The sequence below is a fragment of the Glaciimonas sp. PCH181 genome (assembly GCF_003056055.1).
GTDB lineage: Bacteria > Pseudomonadota > Gammaproteobacteria > Burkholderiales > Burkholderiaceae_D > Glaciimonas.
The window spans coordinates 1,274,138-1,287,915 of record NZ_PYFP01000002.1; the positions used below are offsets into that span (position 1 = coordinate 1,274,138).

Here is a 13,778-nt window from a genome sequence, read left to right on the forward strand (position 1 = left end):
GGGGATTTCGGTGCGCGCGTGCTCAACAGATTCTTGGATTAAAAGGCCCAGAGCGACTCTTGCGGCAAGTGCAACCAGTATTCGCCGGGAGCCAGACGATGGGTGGCGTAAGCACGTAAACCAATCGTGTCGACCGAGTCGCCATTTTTAAACAGACACTCCCAGCGATCCCCCAGATACATGCAAGTTGATAACGGCAACTTGATCGCGTTATCGACTTGCGTACTTGAAATGCGAACCTGCTCAAGGCGAATAATTCCAATCGCCTCGGTACCGGTATTGGCCCCGCGCGCAGTCGCTTTTACCGTGCCGCCTTCCACCTCCAGCAGTGCTTGATCGCCATCGCGTTGCAGGACTTTTGCCGGCAGCCGGTTATTGCTGCCCATAAACTCTGCGACGAATAGCGTTTCCGGGGTTTGATACATGCATTGCGGCGTGCCTTGCTGTTCAATCTTGCCGTTATTCAGCAGCAAAATACGGTCGGAAATCGCCATCGCTTCGGCTTGATCATGCGTCACCATCAGCGCCGATAAACCGAGGCGGACGATTAATTCGCGTAGAAATGCACGCGCTTCTTCGCGCAGTTTTGCATCCAGATTAGATAGCGGTTCATCCAGCAAAATCACCGGCGGGTTATAGACCAGCGCACGGGCAATCGCCACGCGCTGTTGCTGACCGCCAGAAAGTTGATGCGGAAAACGCTCGCCCAAATGGCCCAGACCCAATTGCGTCAATGTGCTGTTGACGCGTTCAGCGATCTCACTTTTACCCATTTTTCGCAGCTGCAAACCATACGCAACGTTGTTAAATACGGTTTTGTGCGGCCACAACGCATAGGATTGAAACACCAGTCCCAGATTGCGTTCTTCGGCAGGTATTTCAAACTTGCGTTCGCCATCAAATACAGTGCGTTCGCCAATTTGAATCGTGCCCGCTTTAGGGGATTCAAGTCCCGCAACAGCACGTAGCAGGGTGGTTTTTCCACTGCCTGACGGTCCGAGCAATGCCACGACTTCGCCGCGTTGCAACTCCATCGATACGCCTTTCAGAATCTGATTGGCGGTCGCACCGGTGCCGTAGTCGAGGTAAAGATTGTTGACGCTTAATTCGCTCATAATTATTTCCTGATAATTCTTGAATGGGTCTGGATGTGACGATTAGTCGTGCAACTTGACGCCGAATCGCAGCGCAATGCCGAGGCCGATCGCTACTAAAAATATATTGATAAAGGACAGTGTCGCCACCAGATCGACCGCGCCGGAACCCCATAGCGAGACGATCAACGCGCCGATAACTTCCGTCCCCGGCGACAGCAGATACACCGCAGTCGAGTACTCACGTTCGAAGATCAGGAACACCATTAGCCATGCGCCCAGCAAGCCGTAACGTACTAATGGCAGCGTGATGTGACGCGTAACCTGACCACGTCGTGCGCCGACCGCACGCGCAGCCTCTTCCAGTTCGGGACCGACTTGCAGCAGCGCAGTCGTAATCAGGCGCATGCCGTAAGCCAGCCACACTACCGAGTACGCCAGCCACACCGAGAAGATGGTCGAACGCAGTTCACGCATGACGGGAATGACGCTGTTGACCATCCAGACCGCAAAGAAATTGTCATGCTCTTTGAATACATCGTTGAGCGCCGAAGGCACAAACAAAAATACCCACAAGAACGCCAGACCGGCTAGCAGACCCGGCACCGCACGCGGGACCAGCACGCTGTAATCGAGAAAGCGCGTAATGCCGTCGGGTTTGCGATGCATGGCTAACGCGATACAGCAATAGCAGGCTACGGTAATGCCGCCGCCAATCACGCCGATCAAGACGGTATTGAGAATCCCGCGCATCAGCGACGGTTGATCGAATACGTCAATAAAATGCTGCACCGTGAACGCATCAATCAGCGATACGCCGAAACCCCAGTGGGAAACGAAAGCACGCAACGCAATGCCTGATAGCGGCACCACAATCGTGAATATCAACCACAGCGCAAGCAGTGCAAAAGCAGGCCATTTCCATTTGCCCAGCGGCAGCGCTTTTTGACGTGCGCCTTTGCCTTTGATCGAGACATATTTATTCGCCGAACGCAATAACCAGCGCTGCATCATCACCAGCGGAAAGGTCACGGCAACCAGACAGACGGCGACCGCTGCCATCAAATGATAGGACGGCGTTCCGAGTTTGTTGGTCAGTTTGTATAAATACGTTGGCAGCACTAAATGGCCTTCCGGATCGCCCAATACCAGCACTAATCCGAACACTTCAAAGCCAAGGAAAAACACCAATACACCGGCATACGCCAGCGCTGGCGTGATCATCGGCAAAGAGACATTCAGCGCGACTTGCAGTGGCGATGCACCGGCTACGCGAGCGGCTTCTTCGACATCTGCGCCCAGACTTTTTAGGGCTGCTGCGGCGTAAAGATAAACGTGCGGTACGTGGGTCAGGCCTGCGATGATGACGATGCTGGGAAACGCGTAAACATTCCAGGGATCGCCATCAAAGCCGACATACTGCAACAGGTTTTTAACCCAGACCGTATAGAAGCCGACCGGCCCCATCGATACCACGTAACCGAAGCCGATCACCATTGGCGAAACAAACACCGGCACCAGCAATAAAGGCGCGATCCAGCTACGACCGGGAAGATCGGTGCGGATCATCAAAAACGCCAGCATGCCGCCTAACGGCACGGCGATAAATGTTAAACCGGCGGCTAGAAACAGTCCGTTGGAAAACGCCTGACGGAAATCAGGATCGTCGAAGATAAAACGATACGGCTCCAGGCTTAATACTTTGATCGGCGCGAAGAACGGCGCGGATAAAAAACTTTGATAAAAAATGAGTGTCAATGGCACGAAGACGGCCAGCGCGGTCAGGATCACTACCAATCCACGCGGCCAGTTCAGGCGGAACAGCCACGCACCCGGCGAACGCGGACCGAGTGGATTAGACGAAGAAATAGTTTGCATAGCGGGCACAATCCAGATCAAAAAACAGATAAAAATGCGTTGTCCGGCGATCGATTGTCAGAATCCGGACGTAGGGAGATCCACTGTCGTGGGCCATCCGGCAGCACGGCAGTGATCAAATTTCAGAAATCAGTTAAACATTTGCGTGAGGATCGGGCGCGCTATTAAGCAGCGCGCCCGAGGTATTTATCGCAGAATTACTTCTTGCCCGCGGCGGCTTTCCATTGCTTCAAAAAGGCCAGACGCTTGGTTTGATCCAGGTATTCCAACAGCGATGCGCTAACTGGAATAGGCTTTAGTGCGCTACCAAGTTGTTTGGTCAATTCTGACAGCGTAGAAGGGCCGGTAACGTCGCTGCGAATGGCGAATAATTGTGCTTCGTTAGCGATGATATTTTGACCGCGTTTGGACAACAGATAATCGACCCACAATTTGGCGGCGTTGCTATGTTTGGCAGACTTGTTGATGAACGCGACCCGTGACATCACAAGGTTGTAATCCTTAGTAAAAACGACGCCCAAAGAAGGATCTTTTTTGGCGCGGGTAAGTGCATACGAACCAAGCACGTTATAGCCGATCAGATTTTCACCCGACGAGATACGTTCCAGCATGGTGCCGGTGGAAGATTGCACCCGTACCGCAACGTTGCCCAGTGCAGTCGCCAGTTCCCAGAATTTCGGATTATCGTGTGCATCTTGCGTGATGAACGAGAAACCAACGCCGGATTTTTCGATATCGTAGGTGGTGACTTTATTTCGATATTTATCGGTTTTTGAGCTCAGTAATGCGGTGAATTCCGCATGGGTAGAAGGCACTTCATCGGCTGGCACCAGACGCTTGTTATAGACGATAGCGACAGGCTCAAAAGTCGTGCCGTAAGCCGTATCTTTATAGTTGGCCCAGGCTGGAATAGCGGCCGCTTCCGGCGATTTATACACTGCGCCATAACCTTCGGAAACCAGCTTGACTTGCAGATCCATCGACGACGACCAGAGTACATCCGCGGTCGTGCCGCCAGCAGCTGCTTCGGAGATAAAGCGATTATATATTTCGGTCGAATTCATGTCGTTATATTCGACCAGGACGCCCGGATAAAGCGCGCTGAAATCCTTGATCAATGGCTCTACCGCTTTAGAATCGGTTGCGCTATAAATGACGACTTTGCCCTCTTTTTTTGCGCTGTCGATGATTTTGTTGTAGTCCGCCGGATAGCCTGCGGGTGTTTGTGCAAATGCACTTCCAGCGGCAGCCAGTGCGAGTGCGAGTGTCGTAGCGAGGAAGGGCAAAGATTTTTTCTGCGTGAACATGCGTGATGTCTCCTGACGGTGGTGTGTTTATTGGTAAGGTACTGCTCGCAAATAGCGATAAAAGAGGTGCTATAGGCGTGTGTTATCCGCGCCTGATCGGCGCAAATCATTTTTATGCATCTATGGAGTCTTACTGCATCAACGCACCAACCCCAGCGTGCGTGCCTGTTGCCCGTATTGATCGACTGTTTTCTTGACGTAATCGGTAAGCGTTTTGCCGCTCATCGAAAACGGATATAGCCCGCCTTCTGCGCGTAAGCGCGGGAACTCGGCAGAGGCCATCATCTGGTCGAAGGCCGCGACCCAACGCTTGTAATCGGCGTCCGATACTTGCGGCCCCATATAAATGCCGCGAATGATCGGCCAGCTGACATCGATACCCTGTTCGCGTGCGGTCGGCACGTTTGCCAGTGCGCCGGGCAAACGCTGGTCTGACAAAACGGCGAGAATGCGCGTATTGCCATCCAGCGCATGCAGTTTGGCTTCGGAAGCATCGCCAGAGACGACTTGCACATGGCCTGCGCGCAAGGCCGTAAACGCTTCGCCACCGCCTTCAAGTGCGACAAAGCGTAATGTTTTAGGATCGATGCGGCTTTGCGTGGCAAGTAACGACATTTTGATCCAGTCCTGACTGCCGACCGTGCCGGAAGCGCCGATGGTGACCTCGGATGGATGATCTCTCAACGCCTGCATCAGATCGCGCAGGCTTTTATACGGCGAGTCGCTGCGGACTGCGATCATGCCGTAGTCGGCACCAATCGCGGCCACCCAGCGCACATCGCTCACTTCAGCGCGACCGTATTTTCCTTGCGCCAGATTCATCAGCGAACCGCCAGAAAACACCACCAGTGTTTGTGCTTCTGCGTTGCGTTGGGTGGTGATTGCGTTCCACGCAACCGCGCCGACGCCGCCGGGCATATAGCTGATCCGCACAGGTGCATCCTGCTGTTTGTCGTTGGCGGCCTTAGCGTGCAAGCCTTTTTGTATGATTTTGCAGGTCAGATCCATGCCGCCGCCAGGTTTGGCCGGTGCCAGACATTGCAGACCTGGCGCTGGGTTGGCGGTATTGCTTGTATTAGTTGCGGCAGCGCTGTTGGCCGACGCGCTGATAGCGGCCAGTGCCAGACAGGCTGCGATGGCGTATGCCAACGGTTTTCGGAATGTCATTGTCTCCACCCACAATCTATAGTTGTTATCGCATTTCTGTTGCAGTCACCACGTCACTTAATTACTAAATCACCATGATCGTGGCGTTAATGCTGCCGAGTCGGCAACGCGCTGAATGCGGTTACGGGTCGGTTCAATCAGAAATGGAACAGGGGTTTTTATAATTGAATGCATCATAGCTGGTCGAATCTTTCAATTTCCTTTCAGCATTCGCTTGCCGGGGAAGTGTTGTATTTTTATTCCCTATGCTGAGAAAGGCAAGATGGCATTAGCCATGACGCCATATCCTCCGTCAGCGTATGACCAGCGGTGGCCCGCGCTATAGGAGCGATAATTTTTTGATAATTAATCTAACTATTTTTTATCAATACGAATTTTGCAAAACCCAACCTTCTATGTGAGTATTGCCGCTAAAATCGCCGGTTATGGTGGATTATTACCCATCCATCTCGACGTGCGAACATGTTTTGACCAGAATTATGCGAATTTTATTGATTGAAGATCACGTTGAGTTATCCCGCTGGCTGGCCAAGGCATTGCGGGATGCGCACTGGACCGTTGAATGCGCGATGAACGGCGCGGATGCGGATAGCCTGCTACACACGCAGCAATACGCGTTGGCGATTTTGGATTTGACGTTGCCGAAGATGGATGGGCTGGAAGTCTTGAAACGTTTGCGCGCCCGTGGCAGCAAAATGCCGGTGCTGATTTTGACAGCGCGCGGCGGTGTGCAGGATCGCGTACAGGGCTTGAATCTGGGCGCGGACGATTACCTTGCCAAGCCATTTGAATTAGCTGAATTGGAAGCCAGAGTGAAAGCCTTGCTGCGCCGGGCCCAAGGTAGCGAAGAACTCATCTATAGTTGCGCCGCCTTACGTTTCGATACGGTATCGCGGATGTTTACGTATGGCGGTACGGTGCTGGCGCTGACGCCGCGTGAGCATGCGGTACTGGAAGTCTTGATTACCCGCGCTGGTCGGGTGGTGTCGAAAGAAAAATTGTTCGATGAAGTGTTCTCTTTGGCCGACGATGCCAATCCCGATGCGATTGAAATTTATATTCATCGTTTGCGCAAAAAACTAGCAAACGGGCAGGCTGGGCATGTGGCGATTACGACCTTGCGTGGCCTCGGTTATTTGCTAGAAGCGCAGGCTGCCTAATGTCAGGATTCCTGCGCTATCGCCCAGTGTTGTCAGCGCTTCTAGACAAGCACGCAGCGCTAGTAACGCTGCGGAAATCCTGAATGTTTCCGTTCACATCCTCAGCGACGGACACGCAACGCGCCAAAAAACCGCTGGGAAATTTACGCGGCCAGTTATTGCGCTGGTTGCTGATTCCGATGCTGTTGCTGGTCGCGGTGGATGCGCTGACGGTATATCGGAGCGCATTGGATGTGGCCGATCTGGCCTATGACCGGTCGTTGTTGGCATCGACCCGTGCGCTGGCAGAACGGGTCTCGATTGTCGACGGCAATGTGGTGGCCGATGTGCCGTATGTTGCGCTGGATAGTTTTGAAACCGATACGCTCGGACGTATTTATTACAAAGTGACGGGGACTAAAGGCGAATTTGTCTCTGGCTATGAAGACTTGCCGGCGCTGCCGCCCAATGTGCCGCGTTCGGAAATCTATCCGGCGCTGGTTCGCTTTTATACCGATACTTATCGCGATAAGCCGATCCGGATTGCGGCGTTGCATCAACCGATGTATGACGATTCAATGCGCGGCATCGCCATGATTCAAGTCGGCGAGACGATGGATGCGCGCAACGTCCTGTCACGAAAAATTTTATTCAGTACGTTGTGGCGTCAGGGATTATTGGTCAGCATGGCCGCGCTATTGGTCTGGTTTGCCATGCGTATAGTGCTGCGGCCGTTGATGCAATTGACACGAGCCGTAGAAGCGCGCGCACCGACCGATCTGGCGGATTTCGATGCCGATCAGGTGCACACGGAAGTGCGGCCGTTGGTTGCGGCGATGAATGGCTATATGGGCCGCCTGCAAATTTTGATTACCGGTCAGCGCCGCTTTATTGCCGATGCTTCGCACCAGTTACGCACCCCGCTGACAGTGCTGAAAACGCAGGCAGAATTGGCGTTGCGTAATCTGGAACGCGATCCCCAAAATACCCAGGATAATCCGGCGACGCAGCAATCGATACGTGATCTGCGTGAGATCGTGGATAGCATCGTCTCCACTACCGATTCCACCGTGCATCTGGCAAATCGATTGCTGACATTGGCGCGCGCCGAGCACGGCGTGGTAGAGGGCGGCATGCTACCGATGTCGCTGACCGCTGCGGCGCGGCAGGTTGGTCTGGAACTGGCACCGCAAGCAGTCAAAAAGCAACTTGATTTATCGTTCGATGCGGATGAAGACGTGCTGGTTACCGGCAATTCTTTACTGCTGCATGAATTGATGACTAATCTGCTGGATAACGCTATTCGCTATACGCCGCCGAATGGCAAAATTACGTTGCGCGTGCGACGCGATGATCCGTTTCAGCGCGGTGTTTTTGAAATCGAAGACAGTGGCAGTGGCATCCCTGAAGAAGATCGCGAACGGGTTTTTTCTGCTTTTTACCGTGCACCGTCAACCCAACAATTAAATCCAAGCGGGGCCGGACTAGGATTATCGATCGTGCGCGATATCGCCGCCGCGCATCATGCGCCGATCATGCTTTCAGCGCCATCAAAAGGCGCTGGTTTAAAAGTCGTCATCACTTTTCCATTGCGTCTTCCTGCAAAATGAATAGCGCATCCGTTTTGGATGCCGATAATTATTTAAGTATTTTCCGGATTGTTGCAAAGCCTTCCTGTGACTATAATTTTTAACTATTGATTTAAAGGTTAAAACAATGGTCAGCTGTTTCATTCCCCACTATTTTTGTGCATCTATATTTCTCGTGGCATTGCTACGAAGGCCGGGCCTAAGGTCGCATTCGTGTTTTTGTTGATGCTGAAACATGACAAACAACACGGTTTCGGCATGGTCGAAGTGCTGATCACCATGGTGATTACGGCCTTCGCTTTGCTTGGTCTGGCCGCCTTGCAATTATCGGCATTGCGCTATCAAAAAATAGCGCACTTTCGCGGGATAGCAACCATCTACAGCGTCAACATAGCAGAACGAGTACGCGCAAATATCGCTGGTGCCAAAGCTGGCTATTACAGTTCTTCTATCGGTGCTTATCCGGCCACTTTCAGCAAAGTGCCAGAAGGTTTAGCTTGTGCGGATGGTCTGTGCACGGCTGCTGAAATTGCAGCAACTGATATTCAAGAATGGCGTAGCGGGTTAAGTCAGGCAATGACGGGCGGATGGGGTGAAATATCCGGTTCGATGCGCAGAGGCTTTGTGATCAGAGTGTATTTTAAAGAACCCGGAAAAAAGAATAACGCGGCGGGTAAAAATCAGTGTCGCGAGGGTGCTCTGCAAGGGAGTAACAGTAAGGACGTGCGTTGTTTCTCAACCGTGTTCGTGCCCTGATATGCAGAATATTTTGCGTAAGAAAATAAGCGGTATATGTGGGATAAAAATGCTGTACTCGCAAAGTGGAATTGCGTTGCCAGTGGTACTGATTTTTCTGATTGTGATGTCGATGATGGGCGTTGTGGCGATCCGCAATGTCACGCTGGAAGAAAAAATCGCAGGAAATTTGCGCAGTCATCAACTAGCCTTTGAAGCAGCGGAGCAAGTGCTGCGTTATTGCGAAAGTGAAGCCGCAAAAAAACGTGTTTATCCCGGCGATACGCCAAGAAAAGATCGGCCGCCACAACTTGCCGCCGGTCCAATCGTCGAGGGCAAAAATAGCGGTAAACATTATTGGGAAGTGGAGGGCAGCTGGACCGATCAGGCAGTTTCTTTTCCTTTGCCCAAGTATCTTCCTGTTAGCCACGATCTGGCGTTGCGGCCAAGCTGCATTATCGAACAACTGACGCATGTCAGCGACTATGAATTTGAACTTCATCCCCGCGAATTAATGCGCACTTTCCGGATTACCGCGCGCGGCGTTGGTACTAACCCGAATGTTGCGGTATTCCTGCAAAGCTATTACGGCCGCTATGAGCCGGAAACTTATAAGACTTCTGAATGAACGCAATTAATACGATAAAAAAATGGCTGTATGGCGCTGTTTTTGGAATGGTGCTGATCGCGCCCGCGTGCGGCGAAATAGCGCAATCGCCTTTGCATCCTGCAGCATTATCTTCGTCGCTGATTTATTACCAGTCTTCAACCAGTCAACTTATCGAGGCCTATCGCACCAGTTATACGGTGAAGAATTGGGCGGGTGAATTGACCGCCTATAAAGTTGCTGCGGATGGGAAGCTTGGAAAAATAATGTGGACGGCGGCGGAAAAGATTCAACCCCTATTAAACCGAAAAATGGTGATGTGGGCGCCAGAAATCGGACGTGCTAAAGAATTTAAATGGGCCGCGCTCACAGCCGCAGAGAGAGAAATCATAGGCGGCGAAGCAGGTCTGCGCTATCTCAGGGGCGAGGCCTCCTTAGAACAGAAGCACGGTGGCCTTTTCCGCAACCGCAGCAGCACATTGGGCGACATTGTTAACTCCACGTTACTACAAGTAGCAGACGGTCATTTTGGCTATCACTTATTATCCGCACGGCAGGGAGGCGGCAAAATATACGACGATTATGCAGCTATGAAGGAGTACCGCGGCAGCGAGCTGTTTGTGGGCGCAAACGATGGCATGTTGCATGTGTTTTCCAATTACGGGGATGAGGTATTTACCTTTATTCCACATGCAGTCTTTGCCAATTTGCACTTACTCAGCGATCCCGACTATGTGCATCGCTATTTCGTGGATGGACAACTGACCTTAGGCGATGCTTTTCTGATGCAGGGAAGCGCCGGACGGAGATGGAAAACGATTGTCCTGGGCACAACCGGCGCAGGCGCAAAAAGTATTTTCGCGCTCGACCTTCCAGCTAGGATCGATGGCGCTGTCAGATGGGGCGCAGAGAATGTTTTATGGGAGCGTAGCGACGTTGCGCCAGATGGCACGATTGATGAAGATATGGGGCATATTCTGGGTGAAGCGGCAGTCGTCAAATTGCGTAACGGAAAGTGGGCGGCATTGTATGGCAATGGCTACGACAGTGTCAGTAAAAAAGCCACGCTGTATTTGGTCGACGTGGCAACCGGCGCGCTCATCAAGAAAATTGCTACCGGGCATGGCGGGAAAGAGGCGAAAAACGGGCTATCAACACCCGCGCTGTTGTTTAATGCAAAGAGAGAGGTGATTGCCGCCTATGCTGGCGATTTGCGCGGAAATCTCTGGAAATTTGATCTTGACGATAACAACCCGGGTAACTGGAAAGTTGCTTATAGCGGCAAGCCTTTATTTGTCACGATGATGGCTTTTGGTGGGATTACGCAACCGATTATTCAACAACCGGTGATGGCGCGTCATCCAAAAGGTGGGCGGATGCTGATGTTCGGGACGGGGAAGTTATTCGAAACCCGTGATCCGCAAAATTTGCAGGACCAGACCATTTATGGCGTCTGGGAGCAGGCGGCTGCATTGGCCCCGGCAGTCGTTCTCGGGCCGTCCCAACTACAAATGCAAAAACTCACGCCTATCCCCGGCGGTCGTACTATCAGCAAAACAGCCATCGACTGGACCACCCAACGCGGCTGGTTTGTTGATTTGCCCAGTGCGGGCGAACGCGCAATGGGCAAATTACAACTGCTCAATGGCTTTCTCGTGGCATTGACGTACACGCCGAACGCAGGCGCGACTTTGCCATCTTCTCAATTGATTCTTGTAGATTATCTGTCAGGCTCTTATGCGCCGCAGCCGACATTTCCGGGTCTGCCAGTTGAGCAAGTCGGGATGCGGGTGCCAGCATCGATATCTACTCCGACGGCGCTGATTTTGCCCGATGGCAGTCGTCATATCGCCATCCATGGGCGGGAAGGGGAAACAAAAATTGTCCCTATCGTATTGCCGCCGCGATTACCTTTTAGAAGCTGGCATGAACTTTCTGCGCCGGACTAATGCACGTTGCATTGTCGTTGTCATCCATTAAGAAAATCACTATAGAAAGTCACATGCGCAGCAAAAATTTCTCAATATCAGCAGGATTTACGTTAATGGAACTGATGATCACAGTGGCCATCGTCGGCATTCTAGCTGCCATTGCGTTACCGAATTACAGCGAATATATTCGGCGCAGCGACCGTTTAGAGGCGCGCACAACTTTGTTCGAGGCAGCAAGCTGGATGGAGCGAAATTTCTCGGTAGGAAACAGTTATTTGGCCGCCGGAAATCTACCTGAATTACCCGAAGGCTTAAACCGCTCACCCAAAACCGGACCGTCAAAATATGTTATTAGTCTGGCCGTTGCTACTGCTAGCACTTATAGTTTACAAGCAGAACCCCAGGCAACTCCCACGGACAAATGTGGCACGTTTTTGCTGGATGAAACTGGTGCGCGTAGTGTGGGAGAGGATGCGCAGGCTAGCGTTACAGAATGTTGGCGCTAGCAAGAAAATATCGCGTAACTCTCTATTTTTTCTGCAAAATCTCGTTGACTTCAGTTTCCAGCATATCCAAATTCTCGTAGACACTTTCAAGACTACTTTTTAGCACATTCAATTGCGCCTTCGAAAATCCTGCAACTGCCATATCTTCAAAATGAGCAGCAATCGGTAACAATTTTTGCACCAGAGTTTTACCTTTTTGCGTCAAATTGATTGACACCGTCCGTGCATTTCCCGGTAACCGCTTTCGTTCTATGAAGTCTAGTTTCTCCATACTGCCGACTAACCGCGACAGGGTGGATATTTCAATCGATGTCATCGCACTCAGACCTTATCTTGATTCCGACGTGGTGTTTGGGGTCAAAGATGGTTTAATTCGCAAACTCGAACATCAGGCAAGCGGTTTGACCTTGCGCGGAAATACGATTGATCGACCGATGGCAGCGCTGCGTTATGATTTTGTGCTATCCAAAAGTCGATGATTGTTTTACTAGTGTAGTGCGTTGAGCGGTGAGTGTCATTTGCCTGCGGAATGCGCACTCTTTGATTGATTCAGTGGGCAGTGCCGGGCAATGATTGCCGCTCGGTCAATCCGTGATTTCACGTTGGAAGAGTTCAACCGCCTTGGGAACGTGTGCGTTCAGACAAAGTGCTGCTGATGAAGATGCCACCACGTGCCATCGTTGATCCGACGGCAGCAGTTCAAATTTCCACTTCGGATTTTGTATTAGATGTTTTACTTGTGCCGAAAAGCATAATCTGCCAATGCGCGTCTGTCATTGCAGTTCGCCACGTTTGCGAAATGATGCCATATAACTACACTTTCCAATAAAATGCTGGCTAGGCAAATTCGGGACAATCATTCAATTTTAGATAACTGAAAATCAGGCGGAGAGCCTTGATTCTATTGGTGCGGCTGGCTGGAATCGAACCAGCGACCCTTGGCTTCGGAGGCCAATACTCTATCCACTGAGCTACAGCCGCACATTAAGAGTTACGAAGGATACCGTTTTTCTGTGCGCACGTCCATGAAATGCGTTGCTTTATCGTTCCAAACAGTGATTAATACGACTATAATCAAGGGTTTGGCGAGGGACCGTGCGTTGTTCTGATATTTTACGCGCGTCTACATCTGCCCACCGGTTTTGAAAATTGTACTGAGGGAATCATGAGCGACGCACATAACGAAGAACAATCCGCAATCAAGACGCCAAAGCAACTAATCGTCGCTATCCTGGCAGGCTTTTTAGTCCCGATTATCTGTATCGTATTGCTGGTGCAATTTGTCACTAATACACAGAAACCCGGAGCCGGTTCAGAGGGACAGACACCTGAAGCCATTGCCGCCCGCTTAAAACCGGTTGCCGATGAAGGTTTTACTTTTAAAGACGTCAATGCGCCACGCGTATTTTTGACCGGTGAAGAAGTTTACAAATCGACTTGTGCAGCTTGCCATGCTACCGGTGCTGCCGGTGCGCCTAAATTCGGCGATGCAGGGGCTTGGGGTCCTCGCCTTGGTGTCGGTGAAGAAAAAGTCATCGGTTATGCGATCAGTGGCTTACGTGCAATGCCAGCTAAGGGGGGTAATCCTGATCTGGATGATGTGGAAGTGGCGCGCGCGGTGGTGTTCATGGTGAATGCATCGGGTGGTAAATTCAAGGAACCAGCAGTTCCTGCGGCGCCAGTAGCTGCTGCTGCAGATGCTTCAGTTAGCGCTGCTGCTGTTGCGGCTTCCTCCGCTCCTGCTGCTCCTGCTACTGCCGCTAAGTAAGATCAGCAAAAATGGTGGTGTTAGCGCGGAAGTAAGCCTGATACTGCTATTAAAATC

General features: G+C 51.6%; 13 protein-coding genes and 1 tRNA gene. 8 read left to right on the forward strand and 6 right to left on the reverse strand.

Features of this window, described 5'->3' with window-relative positions; translation table 11 throughout:
• Positions 1-38: 38 nt before the first annotated feature.
• From C7W93_RS18955 to C7W93_RS18970, 4 genes are all read right to left on the reverse strand, one after another.
• On the reverse strand, positions 39-1,115 hold the full coding sequence (locus C7W93_RS18955; protein ID WP_108441804.1) for an ABC transporter ATP-binding protein: 1,077 nt from the start codon (positions 1,113-1,115) through the stop codon (positions 39-41).
• Positions 1,116-1,157: 42 nt separating this feature from the next.
• Positions 1,158-2,972, reverse strand: a complete 1,815-nt coding sequence (locus tag C7W93_RS18960; protein WP_108441805.1) for an iron ABC transporter permease — start codon at positions 2,970-2,972, stop codon at positions 1,158-1,160.
• Between the two features lie 197 nt (positions 2,973-3,169).
• Positions 3,170-4,279 (reverse strand): ABC transporter substrate-binding protein, encoded by a 1,110-nt coding sequence (locus C7W93_RS18965; RefSeq protein ID WP_108441806.1) that lies wholly within the window; start codon positions 4,277-4,279, stop codon positions 3,170-3,172.
• A 138-nt stretch (positions 4,280-4,417) separates the two neighbouring features.
• Entirely contained in the window at positions 4,418-5,446 is a 1,029-nt protein-coding gene (locus C7W93_RS18970; protein ID WP_108441807.1) for a tripartite tricarboxylate transporter substrate binding protein, read from the reverse strand.
• A 479-nt stretch (positions 5,447-5,925) separates the two neighbouring features.
• On the opposite strand from C7W93_RS18970, the gene C7W93_RS18975 reads away from it, so the two are divergent.
• From C7W93_RS18975 to C7W93_RS19000, 6 genes are all read left to right on the forward strand, one after another.
• The gene (locus tag C7W93_RS18975; protein WP_108441808.1) at positions 5,926-6,606 is read left to right on the forward strand and encodes a response regulator; all 681 of its coding nucleotides are present in this window, start codon (positions 5,926-5,928) and stop codon (positions 6,604-6,606) included.
• An 83-nt stretch (positions 6,607-6,689) separates the two neighbouring features.
• Positions 6,690-8,195 (forward strand): sensor histidine kinase, encoded by a 1,506-nt coding sequence (locus tag C7W93_RS18980; protein WP_108441809.1) that lies wholly within the window; start codon positions 6,690-6,692, stop codon positions 8,193-8,195.
• 192 nt (positions 8,196-8,387) lie between these two features.
• Positions 8,388-8,930 (forward strand): type IV pilus modification protein PilV, encoded by a 543-nt coding sequence (gene pilV, locus C7W93_RS18985; RefSeq protein ID WP_108441810.1) that lies wholly within the window; start codon positions 8,388-8,390, stop codon positions 8,928-8,930.
• Between the two features lie 49 nt (positions 8,931-8,979).
• On the forward strand, positions 8,980-9,537 hold the full coding sequence (locus C7W93_RS18990; protein ID WP_161539962.1) for a PilX N-terminal domain-containing pilus assembly protein: 558 nt from the start codon (positions 8,980-8,982) through the stop codon (positions 9,535-9,537).
• Positions 9,534-11,465 carry a pilus assembly protein gene (locus C7W93_RS18995; RefSeq protein WP_108441812.1) on the forward strand — a complete coding sequence of 644 codons (1,932 nt, stop codon included), beginning with the start codon at positions 9,534-9,536 and terminating at the stop codon, positions 11,463-11,465. The genes C7W93_RS18990 and C7W93_RS18995 overlap by 4 nt, the downstream gene beginning before the upstream one ends.
• A 53-nt stretch (positions 11,466-11,518) precedes the next feature.
• A complete protein-coding gene (locus C7W93_RS19000; RefSeq protein WP_108441813.1) occupies positions 11,519-11,953 on the forward strand; it encodes a type IV pilin protein in 435 nt (144 codons plus the stop codon).
• 22 nt (positions 11,954-11,975) lie between these two features.
• Here C7W93_RS19000 and C7W93_RS19005 read toward each other — a convergent pair whose 3' ends face one another.
• Entirely contained in the window at positions 11,976-12,170 is a 195-nt protein-coding gene (locus C7W93_RS19005) for a hypothetical protein (protein WP_146177585.1), read from the reverse strand.
• Positions 12,171-12,204: 34 nt separating this feature from the next.
• On the opposite strand from C7W93_RS19005, the gene C7W93_RS19010 reads away from it, so the two are divergent.
• On the forward strand, positions 12,205-12,432 hold the full coding sequence (locus C7W93_RS19010; RefSeq protein WP_201747292.1) for a hypothetical protein: 228 nt from the start codon (positions 12,205-12,207) through the stop codon (positions 12,430-12,432).
• Between the two features lie 426 nt (positions 12,433-12,858).
• Here C7W93_RS19010 and C7W93_RS19015 read toward each other — a convergent pair.
• Positions 12,859-12,934 (reverse strand) — tRNA-Arg (locus tag C7W93_RS19015).
• A 184-nt stretch (positions 12,935-13,118) separates the two neighbouring features.
• Between C7W93_RS19015 and C7W93_RS19020 the strand changes: the two genes are divergently transcribed.
• Entirely contained in the window at positions 13,119-13,721 is a 603-nt protein-coding gene (locus C7W93_RS19020; RefSeq protein ID WP_108441815.1) for a cytochrome c5 family protein, read from the forward strand.
• The last annotated feature ends 57 nt before the right edge of the window (positions 13,722-13,778 follow it).